This window comes from Agrobacterium radiobacter (assembly GCF_040801995.1).
GTDB classification, from domain to species: Bacteria; Pseudomonadota; Alphaproteobacteria; order Rhizobiales; family Rhizobiaceae; genus Agrobacterium; species Agrobacterium radiobacter.
Window position 1 is genome coordinate 1,723,691 of sequence record NZ_JBEGHX010000002.1, and the last position, 26,597, is coordinate 1,750,287.

Here is a 26,597-nt window from a genome sequence, read left to right on the forward strand (position 1 = left end):
CCATTGGGTTTTTTAAGGTATGAGTGATGGACGGGATTTGGGGCAGGAATGGGCAGCATACTCTCCTCATCCCTGTGCTCGTCACAGGGATCCAGCCGCCGCGCGTCCGCGCGGCGAGAGAGTCCTTCCAGGCCAAGGACTTGGGCTGGAAGGATTCCTGTGACAAGCACAGGAATGAGGGTGGTGAGGGGGACTCAGTGCAGCCCGCCAACCCCAAGGTGCGTATCGATAATACCAGGGTTCTCCGCAAGATCGCTTGATGGCCCTTCCCAGACGATGCGGCCGCGTTCCATGATGATGGCGTGGTCGGCGAAGTCGATGGCCATCTGGATGCGCTGTTCGACAAGAAGAATGGTCATTTCGCCGGATTGGGCGAGCTTGGAGAAGGCCGCCATCAGTTCTTCGCAGATGACGGGGGCGAGGCCTTCGAGCGGTTCGTCGAGCAGCAGCACGCGCGGCTGGCCGAGAATGGTGCGGGCGGTGGAAAGCATCTGCTGTTCGCCGCCGGAGAGCTGCGAGCCGAGATTGCGGCGCCGTTCCTTCAGGCGCGGAAACAGCGTGTAGGCTTCCTCGATGGCCGATTTCGGCCTGCCCTTGAGGCCGACGAAGAGGTTTTCCTCAACGGTCAGTGTGGGGAAGACATCGCGGGTCTGCGGCACGTAACCGAGACCGGCTTTGGCGCGGGCGGCACTCGACAGGGTGGCGATATCCTGTCCGCCGAGGCGGATATCGCCGGCGAAGCGTTTCGTCTGGCCGGCCAGTGTGGCGAAGAGGCTGGTCTTGCCGACGCCGTTGCGGCCGAGCACGGCGAAACGCGAGCCCGATGGCACGGAAAGCGACAGGCCCTCGATGACCCTTGTCGGGCCGTAACCGGCGGTGAGATTGGTGATTTCAAGCGGCGCTGCGGGCATCGGCGTAACTTCCCAGATAGGCTTGGCGGACTTGCGCATTGCTGGTCACTTCATCCGGCGAACCGTCGAAGATGACTGCGCCTGCGGCGAGCACCACCACACGTTTGGCAAAACGGAAGACCAGATCCATGTCGTGTTCGATCATCAATATGGCGAGATCGGCCGGCAGCCGGTCGAGCGCCTGTTCGATCCGCGCCGTCTCCGTGGAAGGCACACCGGCGGCCGGTTCGTCCAGCAGCAGGATTTTCGGGCGGAGCGCCATGGCGAGCGCGATCTCGATCAGCCGCTGCTGGCCATAGGCGATTTCGCGCACCCGGGTTTCGGCAAGGCCAAGCAGACCCAGCGTGCCGAGAATGTCGCGTGCTTCGCTCATCACCGAGGGCATGGCGCGGTATCGGCCGAAAATCCGGCCCGTCTTGCCTTCACGCTGGAGAATAGCGAGGGCCACATGTTCCTCCGGCGTCATGTTCTGAAACAGCCGGGTGACCTGGAACGAACGGACGAGGCCGCGCTTTACCCGCTGGCTGGAACTGAGGCCTGTCACGTCCTCACCGGCGATGCGTACTGTGCCCGCCGAGGGCTTGAGGTTGCCGGTGACGAGATTGACGAAGGTTGTCTTGCCGGCGCCATTGGGGCCGATCAGCACCGTGCGGTCTCCCGGCGAAAGCGACAGCGACACATTATTGGTAACGACGAGGCCGCCGAAATTCTTCTGCAGGCCGGAGACTTCGAAAATGGCGCTCATTTGCGGCCTCCGCGGATGCGCGTGATGATCTGCTCACCCGCGCCATAAAGCCCTCGCGGCGCAAAAAGCACGACGGCGATCAGCAGCAGGCCGACAATGGTGAGCCAGTGGAACGGGTTGGCGGCGGAAACCACGTCCTCGAACCACATGAAGGTGACGGTGCCGATCAGCGCGCCGTAGAGCGCGCCCGCGCCGCCGAGCACCAGCATGACCAGCCCTTCGGCAGAGAGCGTAAAGCTGAGGCTGTCGAGACCGACGACCTGGGTGGAGATGGCGTTCAGCGCGCCGCCAATACCGGCCACGATGCCTGATATGACAAACATCTTCAAAATAGTGCCGTTGACCGAACCGCCCATGGCCTGGATGCGAGTGCTGTCCTGCTTGACGCCGCGGCACAACATGCCGAAGGGCGAATTGACCACCACCTTAAGGGCGAGGAAGACGAGAAGCAGCAGACAGACGCCATAGATATAGGCGGTGCGGCCGAAAAGATCGAATTCGAAAGTGCCGAACAGGGCGTCGGGGGAGACGCCCGATAGCCCGTCGCTGCCGCCGGTCCAGCCGGAGGCCTTGTTGGCGGCCTCGTGGAACAGGTGGATGACGGCGATGGAGAGAACGAGCTGCGGCAGGCCGTGGGCGCGCAGCAGAACGGTGCCGGAGACCAGCCCGGCCACACCGCCCGCCGCCGCGCCGATGGCGGTCATCAGCAGCGGATCGGTGATCTCGAAATGGGCCGCGGCAATGCCGGCGGCATAGGCGCCCGCGCCGAAGAGTGCGGCATGGCCAAGTGTCGCGACGCCGCAATAACCGGTGACGAGATCGATCGACAGCACCAGCAGCGCGATGGCGATGATGCGGGTGAGCAGCGCCAGATTATCCGGAAACAGGTAATAACCGGCGACAGCGGCGGCGATGATGAGGAGCGGCCCTGCGAGCGCGCGCAGCGGCGAACGCGTCTTCGGGATTTCTGCCGTTTCAGTCACGTCGTTCATGAGCACCGCCATCTCATTTCGCCCTTCCGAGAAGGCCGCGCGGGAACAGCGTGATGATCACGATGACCGCCAGATAAAAGAAGAATTCGCCATATTCGGGGGCAAGATACCGCCCGGTCGTGTCGATCGCGCCGAGCAGCAGACAGGCGATCAGCGCGCCGGGAATGGAGCCTGCGCCGCCAACCGAAACCACCACCAGGAAGGTGACCATGTAGCGCAGCGCATAATAGGGTTCGACCGGCAAAAGTTCCGCGCCGATGACGCCGCCCATGGCGGCAAGGCCGACGGCGATGGCGAAGCTGACGGCATAGATGATTTCGGTGCGCACGCCGAGTGCGGCCGCCATGGCGGCATTGTCGACGGCCGCGCGCAGCTTGATGCCGAAGGCCGTTTTTTCGAAGGTGAACCACAATGCGCCGGCCACGGCCAGCCCACAGGCAATGGCGAAGATGCGATGCGTGGCGATGGTGCGGAAGCCGAGATCGGTGGGGCCAGCCAGCTGCTGCGGCAGCGGAATGGTCTTCAGCGTTGGGCCGAAGACGAAATTGGCGATGCCGATGATGCAGAAGGTGATGCCGATGGTCATCAGCACCTGTGTCAGCTCCGGTGCGCCATAGATGCGGCGATAGAGGAAACGTTCGAGCGGAATGGCGATGACGATGGTGCCGACAATGGCGACGATGATCGCCACGGCGTAACCGAGACCGAGGCCGTGGGCGGCATAAGAGGCGAGATAACCGCCGATCATGGCGAAGGCGCCATGCGCCAGATTGACCACCCGCATCAGCCCCATCGTGACCGAAAGGCCGATGGAGATGATGAACAGGACCATGCCATAGGCAAGCGCATCGATGAGGATGCTGAAGACCGTCTGCATGCTGAAAAACCCTCCCGGTGCTGCAATGCCCATCCGGGCCGGAGACGGGCCGCTACTGGCGGCCCGACAACGTCGTCAAAGCTGTCGTTTACTTCGCGGCGGCGAGGCCCGGATCGCCCTGCTTTTCGAAGGTCTGGACTTCCTTGTTGTAATAGGCGCCGTCATCGGCCTTGGCCACTTCGCGCAGATAGATGTTCTGCGTGATGTGGCGGCTTTCCGGATCGATGCTGACAGGGCCGCGCGGGCTTGTCCAGGAAAGACCCTTCACCGCGTCCACTGCCTTTTCCGCATCCTGCTTGCCGCCGGTGGCCTCGATCATCTTGCTGATGACATACATGCCGTCAAAGGCGCCGACGGAAGGGAAGGACAGTTCCTTCGGATTGCCGATCGCCTTGGTGGCGGCTTCCACGAAGGTCTTGTTCTCAGGCGAATCATGCGAGACGGCGTAATGGAAGGTCGTCTGCATGCCGAGTGCGGCTTCGCCAAGCGCCGGCAGGTCGGATTCCTGCGTCAGATCACCCGGTGCGAAGAGCTTGACGCCTGAAGATTTCAGGCCGTTATCGTTGAAGGCCTTGACGAAGCCGAGCGTCGTCGGGCCCGACGGCAGGAAGGCGAAGACGCCCTGAGCGCCGGAATCCTTCACGCGCTGCATGATCGGGCTGAAATCATTGGTGGAAAGCGGCATGCGGATGGTTTCCACCACTTCGCCGCCGGCGGCCGTAAAGGCGGCCTTGAAGGCATTTTCCGCATCGACGCCCGGGCCGTAATCGCTGACCAGCGAAATGACCTTCTTCACGCCGCCATCAAAGGCCACCTTGGCGATGGGGGTGGAGGTCTGCCAGGTGGTGAATGAGGTGCGCACCACATAGGGGCTCTTGGTCACGATGGCCGATGTCGCGGCGTTCATGATGACCATCGGCACATTGCCCTGCTTCAGAAGCGGCGTAACCGCCATGGCGTCGGGGGTGAAATAGAAGCCGGCGAGATATTGCACGCCTTCCTTGACCACCAGTTCCTGCGCCAGCGCCTTGGACTGCGCCGGATCGGCCTGCGGCACGTCGCGATAAACGACTTCGACCGTGTCGTTGCCGATCTTGTTGCCGTGAAGCGCAAACCAGGCGTCTATGCCGGCCTTGAAGTTCTTGCCCTGCAGCGCGAAGGGGCCGGAGAACGGACCGACCACGCCCACCTTGATCGTATCGGCATAGGCAACGGAACTAAAACAAATGGCCGCGATGGCGGCGGTGATCCGTAATTTCATGAATTCCTCCCAATTGATCCGTGGCTCCCATCCACCGATCCAGGCTGCCAGATTGATGAGTGCGGTGGCCAAAGTAAAATGAAATAAGGGGGGTGATAAATAACCTGACGGTTATCAATACCCGTCCCGCAGGGTTTGTCTCATGCGAGATCGCACAATAGTGATCATCCCGTGATTCTCAATGTATAGCGCCGCCCCAGCCATCATGACCGGTGTTTTCGCGGCAGGTGGTATCGAAATGCTTCCTCATGAAAACCAGCTTTTGTAACATGTTTCGAAAATAACGGTCATACCCGCGCAAGCCTCGTGCCTTAACCAGTTCTAAGGGGATTGTTTGTAGCCTCGCGAAGCATATTGTGAACTTTATTTGGTGTCTGATGGGCGAATATCAAAATAGAGTTGTTGAGTTGATGCGAGATCGCGTTGGCGAAAGTATACTCAACAATAAGATCGAGCGCCGCGAAGTATTTCTTCGCAAGGCGCTGACGCTGTATCACGTCATGGGCGGAGACGCGCAAGGCATGCACGCTGCGGTGGAGGATGTGGTCAACCTGCAAAAGCCGAGTGTCGATGTCGCTATTGGCGACGTAATGCATGAACTGGCAGCAATCGGTCACGTTGCCGATCTCGATATTATTCAGGCCGGGTACAACAAGCTTGACGCCGCTAATTTGCATATTCTGAGCAAGGGCAAGAGGCTTTTGCAGAAGCAGCGGGACCAAAAACTCGCCGGCACGGTGGGAAAATAGGCCGCCCATCGAGGGCGGCCTGCAATATCAGGCCACTTCCCCGACGAGAATCTCCTGCCATGCCTCATAGGCGGAAAGAACCGTTTCCATCTGCGCCGTGTGGCCGGTGATGAAATCGTCGCCATAGATCGTTTCATCGGGATATTCGGTGATCAGCGTCATCGGCACGGTGTGGCGGTCGTCGATCGAGGACAGGCACGGGAAGCCGTTGATGATGCGGAAACCGGTTTCGCCGGCATGGGTCCCGTAAAGTGCGATCCGGCGGTTGTTGTAATCGAGCAGGCCGGGAATGGCGCCAAGATGGCGGGTCACCCGGTCGAGCAGGGCTTCGGCCTGGCTTTCCCAGTCCGCATGGTGGCGGATGATGAGGAAAAAGCCCTTCGGCAGCGTCCACATGGCGAAATTGCGCGGTACATAACCTGATAGTGGCCGGGTCCATTCATGCGAGGGATAACCGTGCAGGTTCACATGCAGGCTGGCGCCGCTCATCTCCTGCGCCTTGAAGCGGATTTCCTTCTCGTTGATATGCCTGCCGGAATTTTCCTGCGTGCGATATTCGAGATCGTCGCCAAGCGCCGTGTAACGCGCCGCATGGTGCATATGGCGGGGATTATCGACGCGCAACCGCTGGTGCAGCGCGTAACCGTCAGGATTTTCCAGCGGCGAAATGGTGAAATGCGCGCCCTTACGCTCTGCAAGCCTGCGGGCGGCGCGGATGGCGCCAACGATGCCTGTCGTCTCGTTGGGGTGCTGACCGCCGCTGATCATCACGGCGGCATCGCTGCCGGCGAGATAACGGGCGGCAAGAATGCGACCGGAGCGGGAGCGGGCCTCGAAGGCCTCGCCGCCGATATCCGCCAGCAGCGCCGCCAGCTGGCCTGCCGCGACCGGTTCGCGGGCCGTATCGATCCGCTGCTCGCCACCATCGAGAAAGGCGGTGGTCAGCGCGCGGGTCTCGATGCGGACGGAGACTTCGCCCTGGCTTTTCACGATTTCCGGCACGATCTGGCCGGGCTTCAGGCCCCGGTCACCCAGCGTCCGGCCGGACTTCTTCTGGAAGAATTCCAGCAGCGAGAAATAGAAATCCTCATGCAGCGCTTCACGCAGGCTGATGACCTCATCGCCGACGGAGAGGGGCAGATCTTCGGCCGGGTGTGCGACGCGGATGTTCAGCTCTTCGAAATAGGGTTCTTCATCGCCCCAGCCGTGGCTGGCGACGGCATCGATCGCCGCTTCGAACAACCGCTCGTAGTCCGTCTCCAGCCGCTCGCCCGCAGCATCGCCCGCAAGCCGGAACCAGCCGGTGGGCGAGACATTGGTTTCGCCGACGATATCGGCGTGAACCCGGTTTGGGGCGAGAACCTTCAGGGTTTCCTTCTTGCCGTTGCGGCTCAGCGTAACGTCGTAGTGGAAGGCGTCGTCCTCGCGGCCGATGAAATCGATCTTCGCATCGCCCACCAGAGCCGCCAGCGGATAGGCTTCCAGCCGGAAGCGGTTGGCGGGTGCATTTGCGTGCACCGGGTAACGCACCTCGATGGTGTCGACGCCATCCAGATTGATCTCTTCCAGAAAGGTGAAGAGGAGCGGCTTGTAGGCGCTGCGGATGCGGGCGCTGACCCCCTTTTTCTTCAGCCTGTTTTCGGCGTCGCGGCGGCTTTTGGCGTCATCGAAGGTCCATGCCTCGAAGGACTGGCCGGGCTCGGCATTGGCGAGAAGCGCATCCAGAGTGCGTTCGAAGGTCTGGTCGAAAATCTGGCTCATCGCTGTTACCTCGAGGTTCTGCCGGTGGGGTCGAGGCTGTCGCGCAGCCAGTCGCCAAGAAGGTTGAGGCCAAGCACGGTGAGCAGAATGGCAAGGCCGGGGAAAACGCTGACCCACCATGCCGTCTGCAAATATGTCCGTCCATCCGCCAGCATGCCGCCCCAGCTCGGAATGGTCGGATCAACGCCGAGGCCGAGGAAGGTGAGGCTGCTTTCCAGCAGGATATTGTTGGCGACATTGAGCGTCATCAGCACGATGACCGGGCCGATGAGGTTCGGCAGAAGGTGCTGGAGAATGATGCGCCAGTCCTTCACGCCGATGGCGCGGGCGGACAGGATGAATTCCCGTTCCCGTAGCGTCAGCACTGAGCCGCGTACGAGACGGGCATATTGCACCCATTGAGACACGATCAGCAGGATGATGGTGTTGGTGAGGCTGCCGCCGACAATGGCGATGAAGGTGATGGCAAGCAGAATGAAAGGCATGGCGAGCTGGATATCGGCAAAGCGCATGACCAGCATGTCCCAGAAACCGCGATAATATCCGGCCACCAGGCCGACCGCGACGCCGAAGATGACCGCGCCGATGACCGAGGTGAAACCGACAAGCAGCGAAATCTTGCCGCCGGCGACGACGCGGGCGAGCACGTCACGCCCGAGCGGATCGGTGCCGAGCGGATGGGCGGCATTGGCGAAGGGCTTGGCAAGGCGCGCCATCAGGTCGATCTTGTCCGCGCCGCCGGGAAACAGCACGTCGGAAAAAACGACCGCAAGGCAGATGACGGTGGTGAGGAACGCGCCGAGAACGAATTCGAGATTGGTGAAGCGCGACAGGCGCGAGGTTTTGGCAGCCATCGTCACTTACTCCGTGCGAATGCGCGGATCGACAAGCCCATAGGCGATATCGACCAGAAGGTTGATGCCGACGATCATCAGCGACAGCACGGTGATGACGGCCTGAAGCACGGGATAATCGCGCGCGCCCACCGCATCGAAGGCGAGCGTGCCGAGGCCCGGCCAGTTGAAGACACGCTCAATGACGACGATACCGCCGAGCAGTCCGCCGAATTGCAGGCCGAAATAGGTGATGAGCGGAATGGCGCAGTTGCGCAGCGCGTGTTTGTAGAGAACCTTGCTTTCGCTCAGGCCCTTGGCGCGCGCCACCATGACATATTGCGAGCGCAGCGTATCGAGCATGGCCGTGCGCACCAGACGCACATTGGTGGCTGTCAGGATCACGCCCATGGTGACTGACGGCATGATGTAGCTGGCAAAACCGCCCATGCCGCTGGGCGGCAGCCAGCCGAGCGTGATGGAGAACAAGAGCACCAGCATGGTGGCGAGCCAGAAATTCGGGAAGGACAGGCCGACGAGCGAAAAGATGCGGATTACCTGATCGGCCGTCTTGCCGCGCGAGGTCGCGGCCTTGATGCCGAGCGGGATGGAAAGCGCAATCGACACCGCCATGGAGATGAAGGCGAGCAGCAGCGTCGCGGGCAGGGCATCGGCGATGAGGCGTGAGACCGGTGTGCTGCCGGTGAAGCTGCGGCCGAAATCCAGCGTCACAAGGCCCTTCAGGAAGCTGAAATATTGCACGAAGAACGGCCGGTCGGTGCCCAGCGCCGCGCGGATGCGCGCCAGATCGTCTTCCGTCATGCTGCCGCCGCCCTGGAACATGGTGACAGCCGGATCGCCCGTCAGGCGGATGGCGAAAGAAACGAGAAGGGTGATGGCTATGACGACAAAAATCGCCTGCAGCAATCGCTTGATGAGGAAACCGGCCACGTTTTTTACCTTGCGAGGAAACGGGGAAGAGAAATCCCGCCTTGCCCGCGAGAGGCGGACAAGGCGGCGTGTCAGAGGATCAACCCGCTTATTCGACTGTCACGTCGGTAAGCTTCAGGCGGTTATCCGGCGGCGCGACGAAACCCTTGACCCGCTTGTTGATGCCGTAAATGGCATTGGTGTTGTAAAGCGGGATTTCCAGCGCGCGTTCGGAGGTATAGCTGCCGATTTCCTTGAGGATTTTTTCGCGCTCGGCACGGTCGGTCAGCGGACGCTGGGATTCCAGCAGCTTGTCCAGCTTTTCGTCCTTGTCGTAAGGGTTCCACTTTTCACCCGAGTGATACATGGAATAGGCCGTGTTGTCGTAATCGAAGGTCCAACCGCCCCATTTCTGCTGGAACATCGCGCCGGTCTTGCCCTGCGGGATGATGTCGTTCAGGAGAACGTTGGTTTCATAGGGCTTGATGGTGGCGGTGATGCCGACCATGGAGAGATAGCTGGAAATGACCTGCGCCACTTCGTTCATCGTCGCGTCATTGCCGCGGATATCGATCTGCAGCGCCGCACCCGGCTTGACGCCGGCTTCCGCGAGCAGCTTCTTTGCTCCTTCGGGATCGTAAGGCAGCGGTTTCAGATCGGCGTCGTAACCGAAGGACAGCGCGCTCTGGAAGCTTGCGATCTCCGAGGCCTGACCGGCAAGGATCGACTTGACGATGGTGCCGCGGTCGACGGCCATGATGATGGCCTTGCGCACCTTCGGATCGGCGGTGATGCCGTCACGGGTGTTGAAACGCAGCGCATCGACCGTCGGGCCAGGCACGCTGACGATCTCAAGCTTGGAATCGCCCTCGATAACCGGGATCATGCCGATCGGGATGGTGGGCGGAATGACGAGATCGACGCGGCCGGCCTGCAACTCGGCAACGGCGGTCGCCGGCTCGGCGATGAAGCGGTATTCCAGTTCGGAAAGCTTTGGCGCGCCGCCCCAGTAATCCGGGTTGGCTTCCAGCTTGATGTTGGTCTTCGGTGCGTAGGAAACGAATTTGAACGCACCGGTGCCGACTGGGTTGAGGTTGAAATTATCCTCGCCCTTTTCCTTGATGTATTCAGGCGGAACGATCATGCCGCCATAACCGGCAAGCTTGGTCAGAAGCACCGGATCGGGCGCCTTGAGCTTCATGTCGACGGTGTAGTCGTCGATGACGTCGACGCTTTCGATGGCGACATAGTTGGAGCGCTGCGGGCCCTTGGCGCCCTGTTCGCCGAGAAGGCGCTCGAAGGTGAACTTGACGGCGGCGGCGTTGAAGGGCTCGCCATTGTGGAACTTGACGTTCTGGCGCAGTTTGAAGCGGATGCGCTTGCCTTCATCCAGCTCTTCCCAGGATTCGGCAAGGCCGGGCACAACCTTCAGATCCGGGCCGCGATAGGTCAGGCCGTCGAAGATGTTGGTGGCGACAGCCGCCCACTGCACGAGGAAGGTGTCGATCGGATCCCAGCTGCCCGGATCCTGCGGGCTGGAAATGGTCATCTTGCCGGCGGCAAGAGCCGGTGCGGCGGTGAAGGCCGTGGCGGCCATGGCAAGCGCGACGAACGTTGTCGTCATCCCCTTCTTGATTATTGTCATCTACCTGTTCCTCTTCAGATGGTTGTGGTTCTGGTTGTTATTCAGGCGCTCTTCGCGATGAAGTGGCCCGGATTGATTTCCTCATGGGCGAGAATGGCCGGCTCGTCGCCGACACGGCGCACGGGATTGGGGATTTCGCCCTCGATCATGGCGATGCGGCGCTCGATGGTCGGATCGGCGACCGGCACGGCCGACAGCAGGCGGCGGGTATAATCATGCGTCGGCGTTTCGAACACCTGCCGGCGGCTGCCCATTTCCATGATCTGGCCGAGATAAAGCACGGCGACGCGGTGGCTCATCTTTTCCACGACAGCCATGTCATGGCTGATGAAGAGATAGGCGAGGCCGCGTTCGGCCTGCAGGTCCATGAACAGATTGATGATCTGCGCCTGAATGGAGACGTCGAGCGCCGACAGCGCCTCGTCGGCGATGATGAGCTTCGGATCGGAAGCCAGCGCACGGGCAATACAGACACGCTGGCGCTGACCGCCGGAAAACTCGTGGGGATAACGCGATGCGTGCTCGGAGCTCAGGCCCACACGCTCCAGCAATTCATCCACACGCCGCCTTACGGCCTTCTGATCATTGATCAAACCATGGGTGTTGATCGGCTCGGCAATCGAAAAACCGACCGTCTTGCGTGGATCGAGCGAGGCGAAGGGGTCCTGGAAGATATATTGCACTTCCTGCCGCATGCGGAAGCGCTCCGCCGCCGACATCTGCGAATAGCTGCGGCCGTTGAAGGATATTTCGCCTGACACCGCCGATTGCAGCTGCTGGATGGTGCGGCCGATGGTGGATTTGCCCGACCCGGATTCGCCGACCAGCGCCAGCGTTTCGCCGGCATGAATATCAAAGCTCACCTTCTGTACGGCGCTGCAACGGTGGGTCGCCTTGCCGAACAGGTTCTTGCGGATATCGAAACGGACAAACAGGTCCTTGACCGACAGCAGCGGCTTGGCGTCGTATTTCGCGGTGTTTTGCACGCGCTCCTCACCAACCACGATCGGCTGGCCGTCCTGCAGCACCGTGAGGGGCAGGCGCTTTGGAAACTCCTCGCCTTCCATGCTGCCGAGGCGCGGAACGGCGGAAAGCAGGGCGCGCGTGTAAGGATGCTGCGGATTGGCGAAGATATCTTTTACAGGACCTTCCTCGACCTTCTTGCCTTTCCACATGACGACGACGTCGTCGGCCATTTCCGCCACCACGCCCATATCATGGGTGATGAAGACCATGCCCATGCCGAGCTTTTTCTGCAGGTCGCGCATGATGTTGAGGATCTGCGCCTGAATGGTGACGTCAAGCGCCGTGGTCGGCTCGTCGGCGATCAGAAGCTTCGGCCGGCAGGCGAGCGCCATGGCGATCATCACGCGCTGGCGCATGCCGCCGGAAAGCTGGTGCGGATAACGTTTCAGAAGTTCGGCCGCGTCGGGCAGGCGCACCATTTCGAGGAGTTCCTGCGCCTGCGCCATCGCCGCCTGCTTGCCCATCTTCTCATGCAGGACAAGCACTTCGCAGATCTGGTCGCCAATGGTGAAGACAGGATTGAGCGAGGTCATCGGCTCCTGGAAGATCATGGCGATCTCCTTGCCGCGGATCGAGCGCATCTCTTTCTGCGAAGCCTTCAGCAAGTCCTTGCCTTCAAACAGGATTTTGCCGGTGGGGTAGGTCGCGCCCATCATGTCCGCAAGGCGCATGGTGGACAGCGATGTGACCGATTTTCCCGATCCGGATTCGCCGACGACCGCGACCGTGCGGCCGGGCTTCACGCTGAAGGAGATATCGTCCACGACGCGGCTATTGCCGAACTCGACGCTCAGGCCTTCGACCGAGAGGAGGGCGTTTGCGTGTGCGGCAGTCATGTCAGCGTCTCCGGCGTGGCGCACGCGGCAAAGCTGGCGCGGCCATCTGAAAATGGGGAAGGGTAAAATGTCTCGGGCAGGCGGGTGCTGGACGACGCCATGGGCAAGGACGGGGATGTCGCGAGGAGCTGCATGTCTTCAGGCCGTTTTGTCGGCGGAATGCACATAGGCCGTCGCCCGCAGACGCGGCACATTCGATGTCACCGAAGCGCCGAAGGCAACCTCATCAGTACCGGCCGGATGATTGGCGTCGGCCGCAGATTCGACGATGCGCATGAAACTTAAATTCCCCACCCTTGTTTTGCCGAAAAAGCTAACAAAACCGAACAATCATGTCCAGAGTGTTGAACAATTTTTGTGTACTGCTCTACAAATGCGCAGCTGCATCGATTTTGAGCGCGGGTTCCTGAAGAATGCTTCGCAATGATGCGTGTATTCCAGGATAATTGTCGTTAAAAACCGTGTGGCCAGGCGCAGTCAGGCGGATAAACCTATAGTGAGCTTGCAAAGCTGGGGAGTGTGGCGGTATTCGCGCGCCGTCCCGGCCGATCGTGACGAGCCGGCCGCCGCTGACAAAATGGATGAAGAGCAACGGAGAATGAAATGCCGGGCGTGAACAACAAGGCAGGCGCAGTCAGGCTGAGGGGTTTTCTACGGTGTTTGTCCACGGATGATGTCGAACTTGTCCGGCGCCATCTTCCCGAACATCTTCGCCTGACCAGAGCGGAACCCGGCTGTATCTCCTTCGACGTGTCCGAGACGGACGATCCCTTGATCTGGGAGGTGGAGGAGCTTTTTGCCGATCGTGCCGCCTTCGATTTTCATCAGCAGCGGACGCGGGCGTCGGAGTGGTTCACAATGACTTCCGCCATTCCACGCGACTACGAGATAACGACATTGGCGTGAATGAAAACAGGCCGCAGCGGCATTCCTGCCGGCTGCGGCCTGTTCCGATTCTGCGCCGGGACTTATTCCTTCGGCATGCCGACCGGCGGGGCAAGCCGTCGTTGTGCGGCAATACGGAAGGGCGCGTTCATCGCGCCATAACCGCCATAGGCCCCGCGCCTTTCGATGATTTCGAAGAAGAAACCCTCGCCGAAGGTGCGGCTGTAGATCTGGAAATATTCGCCATTGTCGTCGCGGTCATAAAGAATGCTTGCCGCCCTGAGCGCATCGGAAAACTCCGGCTCCAGCCCGAAACGGGCTTCCAGATCGTCGTAATAATTGCGTGAGATCGGCAGGGCGTGGAAACCGCGCGCCTGCATCGCCTTGGCCGTCGCGAAAATATCGTCGGTGGCGAAGGCGATGTGCTGGATACTGGTGCCGAAACCTTCGGCCAGAAATTTGCCGGCGAAGGTCTTGCGATTATCCGCACCGTTCATGGTCAGGCGGAAATGCGGCGAGGGAACGCTTTCGATGGCCTGGCTGCGTACCAGCCCGCCCGGATCGACCACATCGACCATCGGCGTGCGGCGGGTGGAAAACAGCGAGGTGTAAAACAGAAGCCAGGTCAGCATCTCATCATAATGCGTTGTTTGCGCGAGATGATCGATGCGCGTTAATCCGGCATCGCTTTCCCCTTCCGGGATGCCCGTGGAGACGAATTCCTTGCCCCAGATGGAGGCGAGCGCCGGCGAAGCATCAAGGAAATAGATGACGCCGTTGCCCACACCCTGAATGGCGGGAACGGCGACTTCGCCTGATTTGCGCGGCTCGGCGAAGGTGGGTGCGCCGAGCGCTTCGGCCCGGGCAAGCGCCGCCCCGGCATCATCCACCTTCAGGCCGAAGGCATAGGCATTGGTGCCGTGGATGGAATAGGACGCACCGGCGAAACTGTCGCCGTCATCGCTGGTATTGATGACGATGCGGATGTCACCCTGCGTATAAAGATCGACACTGCGGTTGCGATGCCGTGCGGTTTTCTCAAAACCAAGCGTGGCAAGCAGAGCCTCCAGATTGGCCTTTTCTTCCGGCGCGGTGGTGAATTCCACGAATTCCACGCCTTGCGTCTCAACCCGTTCCGGCATGGCGGGCACATCGATGCGGATATCGGGTTCGAGACGCCGCACCTGATCCATGAGGTTGATGAGCGAGCGGTGACCGTCTTCGGCGAGCAGGCGCGCGGAGCCGCCGCGGAACTGGTCGTTGAAGATTTCGAGCGACAGCGGGCCGCTATAGCCGGTTGCGGCGACGGCGCGCATGAAGTCCACGACCGGCAGGTCGCCTTCGCCCGGCATGTTGCGGAAATGGCGGCTCCAATAGAGCAGGTCCATGTCGATCAGCGGCGCATCGGCCAGCTGCACGATGAATATCTTGTCGCCGGGAATGGAGCGGATCGAATTCGGGTCGATCTTGCGCGACAGCGTATGGAAACTGTCGAGGATGATGCCGACATTGGCGTGGTCGGCGCGGCGCACCACTTCCCAGGCATCGCGGTGATCGCTGATATGGCGGCCCCAGGCCAGCGCCTCGTAACCGACGCGCACGCCGTGTTTCGCCGCAAGCTCCCCCAGTTGATGGAAATCGGCGGCGGCGCGGTCGATGCCGCCGAGCGAGACCGGCGAGACATTCGAGCAGATCAGCATCAGATCGGTGCCGAGTTCGCCCATGATATCGAACTTGCGCTGTGCTCTCTCGAAGGCGCGGGCGCGGTGTGGTTCCGGCATGCCCTCGAAATCGCGGAAAGGCTGGAAAAGGGTGATATCCAGACCATGATCGGCGGCCAGCGCCTTCACCTCGCGCGGCGAGGCGTCATAGGTCAGGAAATCATTTTCGAAAATTTCCACGCCGGAAAAGCCCGCCTTGGCGATGGCCGCCAGTTTTTCCGGGAACTCTCCGCTGATCGACACGGTTGCGATGGATGTGCGCATTGGCATGCCGTGTCCTGTTGTGTCATAGCTCGCCATATTGCCTTCCTTTTCAGCCTTATGTACTAATTGGTTAATAAAGGGGACGCCGCCGGATGGCAGCCCCGTCCAGGGAATGAAGCATGAGCAAAAGCACGACCTTGAGCGGCGCCCGCGATACCCGGCAGGCGAAGCGTGACCCGGAAGGGGTGCGCCGGGACATTCTTTCGGTCGCGATGGAAGAGTTTTCGCAAAACGGCCTGTCGGGCGCGCGCATTGACGAGATCGCGGCCCGCACGCGAACCTCCAAGCGCATGATCTATTATTATTTCAGCGACAAGGAGAGCCTTTACCAGCGCGTGCTGGAGGAGGCTTATGCCAAGGTGCGCGGCGGCGAAAGCGATCTGGAGCTGGACGATCTGGAGCCGGCGGCGGCGCTCGACAAGCTCTGTCGGTTCACCTTCGATCACCACAGGCGTAATCCGGCCTTCATCCGCATGGTGATGATCGAGAACATCCATCACGGCCGGCACATGCAGTCTTCCGAAACGATCCGCCAGTTGAACCGCCCGGCCATCGTCGCGCTGGAAGGCGTGCTGCTGCGCGGCCAGAAGCGCGGCATCTTTCGTGAGGGCATCGATGCGCTGGAACTGCACTGGCAGATCAGCGCGCTGTCCTTTTTCAACGTGTCGAACGTCGCGACCTTCTCGTTCATCTTCGGCGACAGCCTTTATACGGACAAGGGTCAGGAGACATTGTCGCGGCATGTCAGCGACATGGTGTTGCGTTATGTGCTGACGCCCGGCCATATCACGACGGATGCGAAAGACTGCCGATGAGGTGGCGCAGCGCCACGTCATAACCTTCGATGCCGAGACCGGCGATCACGCCTTCGGCGCGGGTCGAGATATAGGAATGGTGCCGGAAGACCTCGCGTTTGTGGATGTTGGAAATGTGAACCTCGATCACCGGCCCCTCAAAGGCATTGAGCGCATCGAGGATGGCCACCGAAGTGTGGGTGAAGGCCCCGGGATTGATGACAATGCCCGCGGACTTGCCGCGGGCTTCATGAATCCAGTCGATCAGCTCATATTCCCGATTGCTCTGGGCAAAAAACAGCGTGTGACCGGCGGCTTCGGCGATACTGCGGCAGTTGGCCTCGATATCCGCGAGCGTCTCGTAGCCGTAGATTTCCGGCTGGCGCTGGCCGAGCAGATTGAGGTTTGGGCCGTTGAGGATGGTGAAAAGGCTCATGCTACGCCCTCCGCCATGCAAAGCTCGGTGAAATGCGCGGTCATGCGCCCGGCATCCGGTTCGCGGCCGCAGAAGAGGCGGAACGCACCGACGGCCTGAAACACCGTCATGCCGCCGCCGGGCAGGGTGCGACAGCCCTTTTTCGCCGCCGTCGCCAGCAGCTCGGTGACGAGCGGCATATAGACTATATCGGCCACCCAGTGCCGCTGTTCGATGAGATCGGCCGCGACCGGCATGCCGGGATGGGCGGGCATGCCCATAGGCGTGGCGTGAATCAGGCCATCGGCAAAGGGCAGCGAGGCGGCGGGATCGTTCACGGCATGCGCGCGGCCCTCGCCGAAACGGGCATTGAGCTCCCGGGCCAGTTGTTGCGCCCGCGGGAAATCCCGGTCGAAAATGTCGAGACTGATAATATCGAGCTTCAACGCGGCATGGGCGACCGCCACACCCGCGCCACCGGCGCCGACCAGAAGCGCCCGGTCACGCTTGGCATCCGGCAGGCCGCGAACGAAGCTTTCGTAAAAGCCGTACCAGTCGGTATTGTGGCCGATGCGGCGTCCATCCTTAAAGACGACGGTGTTGACCGCGCCCAGCATGCGGGCATCGTCCGACAGTTCGTGCAGATGCGGTATGACGGCCTGCTTGAAGGGATGGGTGATGTTGGTGCCGGCAAAACCGCACGCCTCCAGCTCGTCCAGCAGGTCGGGAAGGGCGCTGGCCGGCAGTTTGCGGGCGGTGACATCGACAAGCTCGTAGGAATAGTCGAGACCATGGGCCGCCCCTTCGCGCATGTGCAGCGCGGGCGATTTGGAAAGTTGTATATCGGCGCCTATCAGGCCGACCTTGAAGGATGTTTTCTCTGTCATGATCACGTGTCGCTCATCGGACGGTGTGGGAGAGGCGGGATTATTCCCGCCCGCCTTAAGAGCGCGCGAACCTCAGTGGTGGGCGAGAATTTCGCCGAGGAACGTGCGCGTGCGCTGGTGCTTGGGATCGCGGAAGAATTCCTCCGGCGGGCCTTCCTCGATGATCTCTCCTTCCGACATGAAGATCACCCGATCGGCCACCTGCCGTGCGAAGCCCATTTCATGGGTCACGCAGATCATCGTCATGCCGTCGCGGGCAAGGCCGATCATGGTGTCGAGCACTTCTTTCACCATTTCCGGGTCGAGCGCCGAGGTCGGCTCATCGAACAGCATGGCCTTCGGTTCCATGCACAGCGCCCGGGCGATTGCCGCGCGCTGCTGCTGGCCGCCGGAAAGCTGGGCCGGGTACTTGTCGGCCTGGTTGAGAATGCGAACGCGTTCCAGATATTTGCGCGCCGTCGCCTCCGCATCGGCCTTGGAAAGACCCTTCACCCGCATGGGTGCCAGCGTGCAGTTTTCCATGATGGTCTTGTGCGGAAAGAGATTGAAGCTCTGGAACACCATGCCCACTTCGCGGCGAACCGCATCGATGGCGCGGCTGGAATCCGACAGCGTCGTTCCCTCGACCGTGATCTTGCCCTCCTGGATCTCCTCCAGATGGTTGATACAGCGGATGAGCGTGGATTTACCCGAACCGGACGGGCCGCAAAGGACGATTTTTTCGCCTTTGCGAACCGTCATATTGACGCTTTTAAGCGCGTGGAAGGCTCCATACCACTTTCCTACCCCTTCAAGGGCGATCAGCGGAGCCTGAGCGGCGGATTGCGGCATGGAACTTTCCTTCATGCTTGGCATCAGTTTTAGTTGACGGTGTAGGGAATGTCGGGAAGCGAGGCCGGAAACTGCGGCACCGGGCGCTTCATCCATTTGGCGTAGACTTTCGCGAGGTCGCCATTGGCCTTGATCTTGTCCAGATAGGCGTTCAGCGCTTCGTTCCAGTCCTTTTCGCCGGGGCGCGTGGCGGCGCTGTTATAGAGGGTCACGAGGTCGAACTTCACCTCGTAATCCTTCCCGCCGGCGGCCGAAAGCCGGTCGCCATAGAACTGGTTGCCGCCGATCGCCTCGATCTGGCCCGACAGGATCGCCTGAATGGTGGCGGCGTCGTCATCGAAACGAAGGATATTCGCTTTCGAACCCGCGCCGGCGGTCAAGGCCGTGTCCATCGGGCTGGATTTCGGCGCACCGACGGTCATGCCCGTCAGGTCGTCGAAACTGGCGATCTTCTTGTCCTTGGTGGCATAGACCGACATGACATTATGCGCGTAAGGCTGCGCATATTGCACGTTCTTCGCGCGCTCCGGCGTCATCCCCATCGATGCGAACAGGGCGTCGACCTTGCCGGTGCGCAGCGAAGGAATGCGGTTGGCGACTGCGAGCGGCACGAATTCCACCTTCAGCCCCAGATAATCTGCAAACCCCCTCGCCAGATCGGCATCATAGCCTTCCTGAACGCCGGTGGAATTGATGAAACCCCAGGGCGAATTATCGCCCTGGATACCGATTACGACCTTGCCGCTGGCTTTTGCCTCGTCAAGGGTTCTGGCATCCGCCGCTGCGGGCGTCAGAACCGGCAGCAAAGCTGCCGCCAGTCCCGCCGCAACGGTTGCTCGCCAACCCGTGAGGGCTTTCAAGATCCTCATTGCTTTTCTCCTCCCAAATCCAGACAGCCGTTACTTCACGGTGAATGGGATGTCGGGCAGGCTGTCCGGGAAGGCCGGAACTTCGCGCTTCATCCACTTGTCGTAGATCTTGGCGAGCTGGCCGTCGGACTTGATCTTGTCGAGGAAGGCGTTGACGGTTTCGTTCCAGTCCTTTTCACCCGGGCGGGTGCCGGCGCCGTTGTAAAGCGTCGTCAGGTCGAACTTCGGTTCGTATTTGCCTTCGGCAGCCTTGTTCAGGCGGTCGCCGTAGAACTGGTTGCCGCCGACGACCTCGACCTGGCCTGAAATCAGCGCCTGAATATTGGCGGCGTCATCATCGAAGCGCAGGATATTGGCTTTGGAGCCGGCGCCGGCGGTAATCGCCGTATCCATGGCGCTGGATTTCGGCACGCCGACGTCAATACCGGTCAGATCGTCATAGCCGCCGATTTTCTTGTCCTTGGGGCCGTAGACGGAGAGCACGTTGCCGGCATAGGGCTTGGAATATTGAATGGTCTTCGCGCGTTCGGCCGTCATGCCCATGGTCGCAAACAGGAGGTCGACCTTGCCGGTCAGAAGTGCGGGAATGCGGTTGGCCACGGCGAGCGGCACGAATTCCACCTTGACGCCGAGATAGTCGGCAAAGGCCTTGCCGATATCGGCATCGAGGCCGTCCTGCACGCCGCTGGAATTGACGAAGCCCCACGGCGAGTTGTCGCCCTGAATGCCGATGACGACCTTGCCCTTGGCCTTGGCCTCTTCCACCGTGCCGGCGAAAGCATCGACCGGTACGACGAAGGGCAGGGCAACCGTTGCCGCGGCGAGCGCGAGCAGGGCGCGACGAGAGAGTTTCATGCTGGTGGTTTTCATCTTTGGCTCCTCCTTACAAAGCTGATGAGTTCTTCACGACTTAGCGGGTTGCGGTCTGCAGCCGCTTTTCAACGCTGGCGCCCCACAGGGAAAGCGGCCAGCAGATCAGGAAATAGATGATGCCGACGAGGGCGAAGACGGTGAGCGGGCGGAACGTCTGGTTGGAGACGATCTGGCCGGCACGCGACAGCTCGACGAAGCCGACAATGGCCGCAAGCGAGGTGCCCTTGATGAGCTGCACGAGGAAACCGATGGTGGCCGGCAGCGAAATCTTGAATGCCTGCGGCAGGACCACGTCCTTCATGCGCGATATATAATGCAGGCCAAGCGCATTGGCGGCTTCCGTCTGGCCCTTCGGCACCGCCTGGATGCCGCCGCGCCAGATTTCGCCAAGAAAGGCGCTGGCATGCAGCGTGAAGGCGATGGCGACCGCAATCCAGGCATCGACATTAAAGCCCGCAAGCGCCACGCCGTAATAAACCACGAAAAGCTGCATCAGGAGCGGCGTGCCTTGGAAAACGGCGATGTAACCGGTGCTGGCGCGCTGGATTGCCGGGCTGTCGGCGACGCGGGCAAGCGCCACGCAAAGGCCGAAAACGCCGCCGCCGATAAAGCCGATGATGGTCAGCGCAAGCGTCCATTTCAGGCCTTGCAGCAGGAAGAAGAGTTCGTTGGGGCCGATGGATGCCATTGTCTTTTCCTCACTTGACCGGATAGCTGAAGGATGCACGGGAGATGAGCGAGAAAATGCCCATCATCAGCGAGGAAATGACCAGATAAAGCAGCGTGATCGAGAAATAGACCTCGAAGGACCGGAACGTATCCGCCTCGATCTTCTGCGCCACCGAGGTCAGTTCGTAAGCCGCGATCGAGGTGCAGACCGAGGTGGTCAGCGTCAGCATGATGAACTGGCTGGTGAGCGACGGGTAGACTGCCCGCAGCGCCGGCTTCAGGATGATATGGCGGAAGATCTGCGTGCGGTGAAGACCGAGCGCCAGTCCCGCTTCAACCTGGCCCTTGGGAATGGAATCGACACCGCCGCGAATGATTTCAATCGCATAGGCGCCGCCGTTCAGAGCCAGCGCGATGATGGCCGTCACCGTCGGGTTGAGCTTGATACCGATCTGCGGCAGGGCGAAGAAGATGAAGAATATCTGCACCAGAAACGGCGTGTTGCGGATGGCTTCCACAAAGCCGATGACGAGCCCGCGCAGCAGCTTGAACCGCGAACGGCGGGCAACGACGCCCAGAACGCCGATGACGGTGGCGAGTGACATGCCCGCAATCGCAAGGCCGATCGTCGCCAGACACGCCAAAAGCAGCTCGGGCAGGCGGTCTATGACCGCCGAAAAATCGAGACTGTAAGACATTCTTCCTCCCAACCCGTTCGGGTCCGGACAGGCGTTTCGCCTTGTCCGCATCGCTTTGGAAACCTTACGGTGCCAAAGCCCTCCATTTGTCGGTGCCGCTGCAGGCTTCAAACCCTTGTCGGCGGCGTCCTCTTAATCTTAATGTTTGTACCAGTTAGTTCATTTTTGTGTCAAGCGATATGTCCGGTTAAAAAGCAGCTTCCGCGCTGTTTTTTCATTCTCTGTATTTCTGAATAAAGTCTTTTTTATCAATGACTAATGCGAGAAAGCGCAAGCGCTTTCCACGCGTCGTCGCGCCGCCTCCGGCCTGCCGTTCGGCAGCACCCGGAAGCCCTGTCTGCACACCAAATCGACCGCCTTGCGGCTAGTTTTTGCCTGCGCCCAGCCTGTCTATCTGCCCCGCCAATCGCTCGGCGATCAGCAGCGAGGCGCCCGTTGCCGTCACCATTTGCGGAAGCGACAGCCATTCCAGCATCCAGCCTGCGCCCGACCTTTCCTGTTCGTGCACCAGCGACTGGTGCAGCGCCGATATCTGCACGGCATTAAAGCGTGCGAGCGTTACCAGCGTTTCGGCATTGACCGGGTTCTGTTTGTGCGGCATGGCAGAGGAGCCGCCGCCGCCGGAGAGAAGGATTTCCCCACCGAGTTCGGCCATCAGCGCGATATCCTGCCCGAACTTGCCGAGCGTACCGGTGATAAGCGAGAGAATATTGCCGAATTCGGCGATGCCGTCGCGCTGGCTTTGCCATTGCTGTCTGTCGGCAAGGCCGAGCCGTTTTGCAAGATCGGCGCGCACGGCTGCGGCACTGTCGCCGAGCTTTTCCAGCGTGCCGGCAGCCCCGCCGAACTGCAGGGAAAAACCGCCCTGCGTGAAGGTTTCCAGACGCAGCAGGTGACGTTCCAGCGGCGCGATCCAGCTTGCCGCCCGGTCGGCCACGGTGATGCCGATGGCGGCCTGCATGCGGGTATAGCCCGTCAACGGGTTATGGCCGTCGCGGGAGGCGAGATCTCCCAGCGTATCGATGAGGTGACCGAGCCGGGCAGTAATGACTTCCGCCGCCATTTTCAGCCGCAGCATCAGGCTGGTATCGATGACATCCTGGCTCGTTGCACCGAAATGCACCTTGTCCGCCGCCTGACCGGCGACCGCGGCCCGCATCTGCCGGATGAGTTCGGGAACCACAACGCCGTCCTTTGCGACGCCGTTGCGAAGCCCGGTCATATCGGCGGCAAAGTCGGAAAGCCCCGAGACGATCGCTTCCGTCACATCCTCGGAGATGATGCCTGCCTCCGCTTCCGCCTGCGCCAGCCCCGTCTCGAAACGGACCATGGCGTCGATATCCGCTCTTGCCGAAAACAGTTCGACGATTTCACTGTCGCCGAAAAGGCCGGACAGAAACGGATGCTCGAAGGGGGAAAGGCTCATCTTCCGTCTCGCTCAAATATCGAAGAACACGGTTTCGCCTTCGCCCTGAAGGCGGATATCGAAACGATAGACGTTACCTTGCTCCTTCTGGGCGACAAGCGTGGCGATGCGGCTCTTCTGCTCAACACGGGCAAGAACCGGATCGGCGGCGTTGGCCTCCTGTTCTTCCGGGAAATACATGCGGGTCTGAAGGCCGATATTGATGCCGCGTGCGACGATCCAGAAGGTGATGTGCGGCGCCATCGGCCGGCCGTCGCGGAACGGCACCGCACCAGGCTTGATCGTCTCGAAAACGAATTCGCCGGTATCCATGTCGCCGGGCGAGCGGCCCCAGCCAATGAAATTCGGGTCGGCCTTGCCGCGCGTTTCGCTGGGGCTGTTGTAATACCCATCGGTATCGGCCTGCCAGATTTCGATCAGCGCGTCTTTGAGCGGCATTCCCGCGCCGTCATAGACCGTGCCGCGCACGCTGATGCGTTCGCCGCGCGCCTTGTCGTTATAAAGCGGGCCGGAACCGAGATCTTTTTCGAACACGCCTTCGATGCCGACGAAGTTGGGCGTGCAGCCGATATGCACATAGGGGCCGGCCGTCTGCGAGGCGGTTTCCTTGAAATAGTTGAGCGGCTGAACCATGGTCAGTTGCCCTCCATGCGGTTTTCGAAAAGGGTCGAGCGGCGGCCGCGCAGGACGATATCGAACTTGTAGGCGAGCATATCCATCGGCAGCGTCGCATTCATGTCCAGCGGCGCGATCAGTCTTCTGATCGCGTCCTCATCCGGAATGGTCTTGACGATCGGACATTTCCAGATCAGCGGATCGCCTTCGAAATACATCTGGGTAATCAGACGCTGGGCGAAACCGTGGCCGAAGACCGAGAAATGGATGTGGGCCGGCCGCCAGTCATTGACGCCGTTCGGCCAAGGATAAGCGCCCGGCTGGATGGTCTTGAACCAGTAATAGCCGTTTTCATCGGTGATCGTGCGGCCGACGCCGCCGAAATTCGGATCGATGGCGGCGAGGTAGCTTTCCTTCTTGTGGCGGTAGCGGCCGCCGGCATTGGCCTGCCAGAATTCCACCAGTGCGCCATCCACGCCGCGGCCGCGTTCGTCCAGCACCCGGCCGTGCACCAGAATGCGGGGGCCAACAGGCATCTCGCCGGGGCGGGCATAGTTGAGGATGAGATCGTTATCCAGCGGGTTCAGCATGCCATGGCCGAAGACCGGCCCGGTGATCTCGCTCTTGGTGCCCTCAAGCGAAATCAGCGCGCGTTGCGGCGAACGCAGGATGGAGGTCTTGTATCCGGGCGCATAGGCCAGCGGGTGAATATCGCGGTTGCGTGCGAAGAACGGCCCGGTTTCGGGCGGCTGGTTGCTCATTTCGTCTCCTCCTCGCTGGAACTATCGGCTTTCATACCGGCCAGGGCAAGCTTGGCGATCTTGAAAGCGTGGTTGGCGGCGGGCACGCCGGCATAGATCGCCACATGCAGCAGCGCCTCGCGAATATCCGCCTCGGTGGCGCCGGTATTGGCGGTGGCGCGCACATGCATGGCCAGCTCCTCATCCTGACCGAGCGTAGCGAGCAGGGCGATGGTGACCATCGAGCGCTCGCGCTTCGTCCAGTGGTTGCCGGACCACACCGTTCCCCAGGCGGCTTCGGTGATGAGCTGCTGGAAAGGCTGGTCGAAGCCGGACGTCATGGTCTGCGCCCGGTCGACATGGGCGTCGCCGAGCACGGAGCGGCGGGTTTTCATGCCCTGTTCGAAACGTTCGTTCTTGTCGATATGGTCCGCCATCGGTCAATGCTCCGGCAAGGTCTTGAGAAAAATGCAGGCCGCCTGCGCGTAGGCCAGCGGCTGTTCAAGGCAGGGAATGTGGCCGCAGCCGGCGATGGTGACGAAGCGGCTTGCGGGAATGAGACCCGCCAGCGATTGCACCAGTTCCGGCGGTGTCGAGCCGTCCTGATCGCCCGCCACACAAAGCGTCGGCACGGCGATGCGCCCGGCCTCTTCGGTAAAATCCGCATCGCGGATGGCGGCGCAGGTGCCGCTGTAACCGGCCTCCGGCTGTTGCGAAAGCATGTTACGCGCGCCGGCATAGGCGGCATTCTCAGGCTGGCGGAAGGCGGGTGTGAACCAGCGTTCCATGACAGGATCGATAAGCGAAGCAAGGCCGTCTGCGGCGATCTTCTCAATGCGGGCATTCCACATCTCGGCCGTGCCGATCTTGTGAGCGGTGTTGCTGAGTACAAGCGCGTGGACGAGATCGGGACGGCGGGCATAAAGCCCCTGCGCAATCAGGCCGCCGACGGACAGGCCCCAGATGACGGTGTTTTTCACACCGAGATGATCGAGCAGCGCAATCAGGTCACCGGCATGATCGTCGATTGAATAGGGAGCGTGCCCGACATCGGAAAGCCCGTGGCCGCGCTTGTCATGCAGCACATAGGCATAATCATCACCGAGCGCTTCGATTACCGCATCCCAGATGCGGAAATCGGTGCCGAGCGAATTGATGAAGGCGATGACCGGCTTGCCTGTGTCCAATCCCTTGACGCGATAATGGATCACGGTCTCGCCGCAGCGCAGAAAATGCATGATGTGCTCCTCCTGTCAGGGATATTGCAAGCGTGTTCCGGTTAAGTAAAATGACATTATCGATGAAAATCATAACCTGTGGATTATATGAGCGATGGTCGATCAGCGTATCAAGTTCCGCCACCTGCAGACTTTCGTGGAGGTGGCGCGGCAGAAAAGCGTCATCCGGGCTGCGGAAATCCTGCATGTCAGCCAGCCGGCGGTGACGAAGACGATCCGTGAGCTGGAAGATATTCTCGGTGTCTCGCTGTTCGACCGGGAGGGGCGCGGCATCCGCATCAGCCGTTATGGCGAGGTCTTCCTGCGCCATGCCGGTGCGACAATGACGGCGCTGCGGCAGGCGGTTGATTCCGTTTCGCAGGAGGCGGCGCGCGCCGGTCCGCCGGTGCGGGTCGGCGCTCTGCCTACGGTTTCGGTGCGAATCATGCCGAAGGCGATGGCCGGGTTTCTGGCGGAGAAAACCGGCAGCCCGGTGAAGATCGTCACGGGTGAAAACGCCGTGCTGCTGGAACAGTTGCGGGTCGGCGATCTCGATCTTGTTGTCGGCCGTCTGGCCGCGCCGCAGAAAATGGCGGGCTTTTCCTTTGAGCATCTCTATTCGGAAAAGGTCCGCTTCGTGGTGCGCACCGGCCACCCGCTGTTATCGCCCGGCCTTTCGGTGTTCGATCACCTGCATGAATATCCGGTGCTGATGCCGACACGGCAATCGGTCATCGGCCCCGTCGTCGAGCAGTTCCTGATCGCCAACGGCGTTCCGGCCCTGCCGATCCGCATCGAAACCGTATCGGACGCCTTCGGCCGCGCCTTCCTGCGCACCAGCGATGCGATCTGGATCATCTCGGAGGGTGTGGTGGCGGCGGATGTGGCGGATGGTATTCTCGCAATCCTGCCTGTTGAGACCGGCGATACCAGCGGCCCGGTGGGGCTGACGGTGAGGGCCGATACGCAGCCCACGCTGCCGCTTTCGCTGCTGATGCAGGCCATCCGCGAGGCGGCGGGCGAGTTGCTGGATGGGAGGCCGGAGGCTGGTTCCTGATACGAGGGGCGGGGGTGGAAAAGTCTGAGAAGCTTTCCTCCGTCATGCCGGACTTGATCCGGCATCCAGC

General features: G+C 61.0%; 28 protein-coding genes. 4 read left to right on the plus strand and 24 right to left on the minus strand.

Features of this window, described 5'->3' with window-relative positions:
• Positions 1 to 194: 194 nt before the first annotated feature.
• The 5 genes from MRBLRC7O_RS21710 to MRBLRC7O_RS21730 all read right to left on the minus strand — a co-directional run bounded on the left by MRBLRC7O_RS21710 (position 195) and on the right by MRBLRC7O_RS21730 (position 4,786).
• Positions 195 to 911 carry an ABC transporter ATP-binding protein gene (locus MRBLRC7O_RS21710; protein WP_111791785.1) on the minus strand — a complete coding sequence of 239 codons (717 nt, stop codon included), beginning with the start codon at positions 909 to 911 and terminating at the stop codon, positions 195 to 197.
• Positions 892 to 1,656: an ABC transporter ATP-binding protein gene (locus tag MRBLRC7O_RS21715; protein WP_367727616.1), complete on the minus strand. Its 765-nt coding sequence runs from the start codon at positions 1,654 to 1,656 to the stop codon at positions 892 to 894. The genes MRBLRC7O_RS21710 and MRBLRC7O_RS21715 overlap by 20 nt, the downstream gene beginning before the upstream one ends.
• Positions 1,653 to 2,660 (minus strand): branched-chain amino acid ABC transporter permease, encoded by a 1,008-nt coding sequence (locus MRBLRC7O_RS21720; RefSeq protein WP_111791786.1) that lies wholly within the window; start codon positions 2,658 to 2,660, stop codon positions 1,653 to 1,655. The genes MRBLRC7O_RS21715 and MRBLRC7O_RS21720 overlap by 4 nt, the downstream gene beginning before the upstream one ends.
• Position 2,661: 1 nt before the next feature.
• A complete protein-coding gene (locus tag MRBLRC7O_RS21725; RefSeq protein ID WP_087746786.1) occupies positions 2,662 to 3,525 on the minus strand; it encodes a branched-chain amino acid ABC transporter permease in 864 nt (287 codons plus the stop codon).
• 88 nt (positions 3,526 to 3,613) lie between these two features.
• Positions 3,614 to 4,786, minus strand: coding sequence for an ABC transporter substrate-binding protein (locus MRBLRC7O_RS21730; RefSeq protein ID WP_060727298.1), 1,173 nt, complete (start codon positions 4,784 to 4,786; stop codon positions 3,614 to 3,616).
• 377 nt (positions 4,787 to 5,163) lie between these two features.
• Here MRBLRC7O_RS21730 and MRBLRC7O_RS21735 point away from each other — a divergent pair, with 377 nt between their 5' ends.
• A complete protein-coding gene (locus tag MRBLRC7O_RS21735; RefSeq protein ID WP_112539306.1) occupies positions 5,164 to 5,535 on the plus strand; it encodes a hypothetical protein in 372 nt (123 codons plus the stop codon).
• A gap of 27 nt (positions 5,536 to 5,562) precedes the next feature.
• Here MRBLRC7O_RS21735 and MRBLRC7O_RS21740 read toward each other — a convergent pair whose 3' ends face one another.
• The 6 genes from MRBLRC7O_RS21740 to MRBLRC7O_RS21765 all read right to left on the minus strand — a co-directional run bounded on the left by MRBLRC7O_RS21740 (position 5,563) and on the right by MRBLRC7O_RS21765 (position 12,842).
• The gene (locus tag MRBLRC7O_RS21740; protein ID WP_367727617.1) at positions 5,563 to 7,296 is read right to left on the minus strand and encodes a M14 family metallopeptidase; all 1,734 of its coding nucleotides are present in this window, start codon (positions 7,294 to 7,296) and stop codon (positions 5,563 to 5,565) included.
• Between the two features lie 5 nt (positions 7,297 to 7,301).
• A complete protein-coding gene (locus MRBLRC7O_RS21745) occupies positions 7,302 to 8,150 on the minus strand; it encodes an ABC transporter permease (protein ID WP_112539310.1) in 849 nt (282 codons plus the stop codon).
• A gap of 6 nt (positions 8,151 to 8,156) precedes the next feature.
• The gene (locus MRBLRC7O_RS21750; protein ID WP_003505487.1) at positions 8,157 to 9,080 is read right to left on the minus strand and encodes an ABC transporter permease; all 924 of its coding nucleotides are present in this window, start codon (positions 9,078 to 9,080) and stop codon (positions 8,157 to 8,159) included.
• An 88-nt stretch (positions 9,081 to 9,168) separates the two neighbouring features.
• Entirely contained in the window at positions 9,169 to 10,704 is a 1,536-nt protein-coding gene (locus MRBLRC7O_RS21755; RefSeq protein ID WP_367727618.1) for an ABC transporter substrate-binding protein, read from the minus strand.
• A gap of 41 nt (positions 10,705 to 10,745) precedes the next feature.
• A complete protein-coding gene (locus MRBLRC7O_RS21760; RefSeq protein WP_111835005.1) occupies positions 10,746 to 12,566 on the minus strand; it encodes an ABC transporter ATP-binding protein in 1,821 nt (606 codons plus the stop codon).
• 138 nt (positions 12,567 to 12,704) lie between these two features.
• Positions 12,705 to 12,842, minus strand: a complete 138-nt coding sequence (locus MRBLRC7O_RS21765; protein ID WP_162993086.1) for a hypothetical protein — start codon at positions 12,840 to 12,842, stop codon at positions 12,705 to 12,707.
• A 327-nt stretch (positions 12,843 to 13,169) separates the two neighbouring features.
• On the opposite strand from MRBLRC7O_RS21765, the gene MRBLRC7O_RS21770 reads away from it, so the two are divergent.
• Positions 13,170 to 13,472, plus strand: coding sequence for a putative quinol monooxygenase (locus tag MRBLRC7O_RS21770; protein ID WP_111791398.1), 303 nt, complete (start codon positions 13,170 to 13,172; stop codon positions 13,470 to 13,472).
• A gap of 62 nt (positions 13,473 to 13,534) precedes the next feature.
• On the opposite strand, the gene MRBLRC7O_RS21775 is transcribed toward MRBLRC7O_RS21770, so the two are convergent.
• Positions 13,535 to 15,436, minus strand: a complete 1,902-nt coding sequence (locus tag MRBLRC7O_RS21775) for a bifunctional sugar phosphate isomerase/epimerase/4-hydroxyphenylpyruvate dioxygenase family protein (RefSeq protein ID WP_080865047.1) — start codon at positions 15,434 to 15,436, stop codon at positions 13,535 to 13,537.
• Positions 15,437 to 15,555: 119 nt separating this feature from the next.
• Here MRBLRC7O_RS21775 and MRBLRC7O_RS21780 point away from each other — a divergent pair, with 119 nt between their 5' ends.
• Complete coding sequence (locus tag MRBLRC7O_RS21780; protein WP_367727619.1) at positions 15,556 to 16,251, plus strand: TetR/AcrR family transcriptional regulator; 696 nt, start codon at positions 15,556 to 15,558, stop codon at positions 16,249 to 16,251.
• On the opposite strand, the gene aroQ is transcribed toward MRBLRC7O_RS21780, so the two are convergent.
• The 12 genes from aroQ to pcaD form a co-directional block, all read right to left on the minus strand.
• Positions 16,223 to 16,666: a type II 3-dehydroquinate dehydratase gene (gene aroQ, locus MRBLRC7O_RS21785; RefSeq protein WP_367727620.1), complete on the minus strand. Its 444-nt coding sequence runs from the start codon at positions 16,664 to 16,666 to the stop codon at positions 16,223 to 16,225. The genes MRBLRC7O_RS21780 and aroQ overlap by 29 nt on opposite strands.
• Entirely contained in the window at positions 16,663 to 17,532 is an 870-nt protein-coding gene (locus MRBLRC7O_RS21790; RefSeq protein ID WP_135521769.1) for a shikimate dehydrogenase, read from the minus strand. Before MRBLRC7O_RS21790 ends, aroQ begins: the two co-directional genes overlap by 4 nt.
• Positions 17,533 to 17,604: 72 nt before the next feature.
• Entirely contained in the window at positions 17,605 to 18,363 is a 759-nt protein-coding gene (locus tag MRBLRC7O_RS21795) for an amino acid ABC transporter ATP-binding protein (protein ID WP_026363367.1), read from the minus strand.
• A gap of 29 nt (positions 18,364 to 18,392) precedes the next feature.
• On the minus strand, positions 18,393 to 19,232 hold the full coding sequence (locus tag MRBLRC7O_RS21800; RefSeq protein ID WP_111791401.1) for a transporter substrate-binding domain-containing protein: 840 nt from the start codon (positions 19,230 to 19,232) through the stop codon (positions 18,393 to 18,395).
• Between the two features lie 30 nt (positions 19,233 to 19,262).
• Positions 19,263 to 20,102, minus strand: coding sequence for a transporter substrate-binding domain-containing protein (locus MRBLRC7O_RS21805; RefSeq protein WP_003505503.1), 840 nt, complete (start codon positions 20,100 to 20,102; stop codon positions 19,263 to 19,265).
• 40 nt (positions 20,103 to 20,142) lie between these two features.
• Positions 20,143 to 20,793 carry an amino acid ABC transporter permease gene (locus tag MRBLRC7O_RS21810; protein WP_020009039.1) on the minus strand — a complete coding sequence of 217 codons (651 nt, stop codon included), beginning with the start codon at positions 20,791 to 20,793 and terminating at the stop codon, positions 20,143 to 20,145.
• Between the two features lie 10 nt (positions 20,794 to 20,803).
• Positions 20,804 to 21,472 (minus strand): amino acid ABC transporter permease, encoded by a 669-nt coding sequence (locus tag MRBLRC7O_RS21815; RefSeq protein WP_003505505.1) that lies wholly within the window; start codon positions 21,470 to 21,472, stop codon positions 20,804 to 20,806.
• A gap of 364 nt (positions 21,473 to 21,836) precedes the next feature.
• Entirely contained in the window at positions 21,837 to 22,898 is a 1,062-nt protein-coding gene (locus MRBLRC7O_RS21820) for a 3-carboxy-cis,cis-muconate cycloisomerase (RefSeq protein WP_112960029.1), read from the minus strand.
• 12 nt (positions 22,899 to 22,910) lie between these two features.
• Positions 22,911 to 23,531 (minus strand): protocatechuate 3,4-dioxygenase subunit alpha, encoded by a 621-nt coding sequence (gene pcaG, locus MRBLRC7O_RS21825; protein WP_080864506.1) that lies wholly within the window; start codon positions 23,529 to 23,531, stop codon positions 22,911 to 22,913.
• Positions 23,532 to 23,533: 2 nt separating this feature from the next.
• Complete coding sequence (pcaH, locus tag MRBLRC7O_RS21830) at positions 23,534 to 24,274, minus strand: protocatechuate 3,4-dioxygenase subunit beta (protein ID WP_003505508.1); 741 nt, start codon at positions 24,272 to 24,274, stop codon at positions 23,534 to 23,536.
• Positions 24,271 to 24,690, minus strand: a complete 420-nt coding sequence (gene pcaC / locus MRBLRC7O_RS21835; protein ID WP_003505509.1) for a 4-carboxymuconolactone decarboxylase — start codon at positions 24,688 to 24,690, stop codon at positions 24,271 to 24,273. The genes pcaH and pcaC overlap by 4 nt, the downstream gene beginning before the upstream one ends.
• A 3-nt stretch (positions 24,691 to 24,693) precedes the next feature.
• Complete coding sequence (pcaD, locus tag MRBLRC7O_RS21840) at positions 24,694 to 25,491, minus strand: 3-oxoadipate enol-lactonase (RefSeq protein WP_111798243.1); 798 nt, start codon at positions 25,489 to 25,491, stop codon at positions 24,694 to 24,696.
• Between the two features lie 94 nt (positions 25,492 to 25,585).
• Between pcaD and pcaQ the strand changes: the two genes are divergently transcribed.
• Positions 25,586 to 26,527, plus strand: a complete 942-nt coding sequence (gene pcaQ / locus MRBLRC7O_RS21845) for a pca operon transcription factor PcaQ (protein ID WP_080864504.1) — start codon at positions 25,586 to 25,588, stop codon at positions 26,525 to 26,527.
• Positions 26,528 to 26,597 lie beyond the last annotated feature (70 nt).

Excerpts from the sequence above, each read along its gene's own strand:
- MRBLRC7O_RS21745 (WP_112539310.1), bottom strand. The coding sequence starts at position 8,150 with ATGGCTGCCAAAACCTCGCGCCTGTCGCGCTTCACCAATCTCGAATTC.
- MRBLRC7O_RS21795 (WP_026363367.1), bottom strand. The coding sequence starts at position 18,363 with ATGCCGCAATCCGCCGCTCAGGCTCCGCTGATCGCCCTTGAAGGGGTA.
- MRBLRC7O_RS21775 (WP_080865047.1), bottom strand. The coding sequence starts at position 15,436 with ATGCGCACATCCATCGCAACCGTGTCGATCAGCGGAGAGTTCCCGGAA.
- MRBLRC7O_RS21770 (WP_111791398.1), top strand. The coding sequence starts at position 13,170 with ATGCCGGGCGTGAACAACAAGGCAGGCGCAGTCAGGCTGAGGGGTTTT.
- MRBLRC7O_RS21725 (WP_087746786.1), bottom strand. The coding sequence starts at position 3,525 with ATGCAGACGGTCTTCAGCATCCTCATCGATGCGCTTGCCTATGGCATG.
- pcaD (WP_111798243.1), bottom strand. The coding sequence starts at position 25,491 with ATGCATTTTCTGCGCTGCGGCGAGACCGTGATCCATTATCGCGTCAAG.
- aroQ (WP_367727620.1), bottom strand. The coding sequence starts at position 16,666 with ATGAGCCTTTTCACCATCCTCAACGGCCCAAACCTCAATCTGCTCGGC.
- MRBLRC7O_RS21800 (WP_111791401.1), bottom strand. The coding sequence starts at position 19,232 with ATGAGGATCTTGAAAGCCCTCACGGGTTGGCGAGCAACCGTTGCGGCG.
- MRBLRC7O_RS21735 (WP_112539306.1), top strand. The coding sequence starts at position 5,164 with ATGGGCGAATATCAAAATAGAGTTGTTGAGTTGATGCGAGATCGCGTT.
- pcaH (WP_003505508.1), bottom strand. The coding sequence starts at position 24,274 with ATGAGCAACCAGCCGCCCGAAACCGGGCCGTTCTTCGCACGCAACCGC.
- MRBLRC7O_RS21765 (WP_162993086.1), bottom strand. The coding sequence starts at position 12,842 with ATGCGCATCGTCGAATCTGCGGCCGACGCCAATCATCCGGCCGGTACT.
- MRBLRC7O_RS21805 (WP_003505503.1), bottom strand. The coding sequence starts at position 20,102 with ATGAAAACCACCAGCATGAAACTCTCTCGTCGCGCCCTGCTCGCGCTC.
- MRBLRC7O_RS21730 (WP_060727298.1), bottom strand. The coding sequence starts at position 4,786 with ATGAAATTACGGATCACCGCCGCCATCGCGGCCATTTGTTTTAGTTCC.
- MRBLRC7O_RS21760 (WP_111835005.1), bottom strand. The coding sequence starts at position 12,566 with ATGACTGCCGCACACGCAAACGCCCTCCTCTCGGTCGAAGGCCTGAGC.
- MRBLRC7O_RS21820 (WP_112960029.1), bottom strand. The coding sequence starts at position 22,898 with ATGAGCCTTTCCCCCTTCGAGCATCCGTTTCTGTCCGGCCTTTTCGGC.
- MRBLRC7O_RS21755 (WP_367727618.1), bottom strand. The coding sequence starts at position 10,704 with ATGACAATAATCAAGAAGGGGATGACGACAACGTTCGTCGCGCTTGCC.
- MRBLRC7O_RS21740 (WP_367727617.1), bottom strand. The coding sequence starts at position 7,296 with ATGAGCCAGATTTTCGACCAGACCTTCGAACGCACTCTGGATGCGCTT.
- MRBLRC7O_RS21815 (WP_003505505.1), bottom strand. The coding sequence starts at position 21,472 with ATGTCTTACAGTCTCGATTTTTCGGCGGTCATAGACCGCCTGCCCGAG.
- MRBLRC7O_RS21710 (WP_111791785.1), bottom strand. The coding sequence starts at position 911 with ATGCCCGCAGCGCCGCTTGAAATCACCAATCTCACCGCCGGTTACGGC.
- MRBLRC7O_RS21810 (WP_020009039.1), bottom strand. The coding sequence starts at position 20,793 with ATGGCATCCATCGGCCCCAACGAACTCTTCTTCCTGCTGCAAGGCCTG.
- MRBLRC7O_RS21720 (WP_111791786.1), bottom strand. The coding sequence starts at position 2,660 with ATGGCGGTGCTCATGAACGACGTGACTGAAACGGCAGAAATCCCGAAG.
- pcaQ (WP_080864504.1), top strand. The coding sequence starts at position 25,586 with ATGGTCGATCAGCGTATCAAGTTCCGCCACCTGCAGACTTTCGTGGAG.
- MRBLRC7O_RS21715 (WP_367727616.1), bottom strand. The coding sequence starts at position 1,656 with ATGAGCGCCATTTTCGAAGTCTCCGGCCTGCAGAAGAATTTCGGCGGC.
- MRBLRC7O_RS21780 (WP_367727619.1), top strand. The coding sequence starts at position 15,556 with ATGAGCAAAAGCACGACCTTGAGCGGCGCCCGCGATACCCGGCAGGCG.
- pcaG (WP_080864506.1), bottom strand. The coding sequence starts at position 23,531 with ATGGTTCAGCCGCTCAACTATTTCAAGGAAACCGCCTCGCAGACGGCC.
- pcaC (WP_003505509.1), bottom strand. The coding sequence starts at position 24,690 with ATGGCGGACCATATCGACAAGAACGAACGTTTCGAACAGGGCATGAAA.
- MRBLRC7O_RS21790 (WP_135521769.1), bottom strand. The coding sequence starts at position 17,532 with ATGACAGAGAAAACATCCTTCAAGGTCGGCCTGATAGGCGCCGATATA.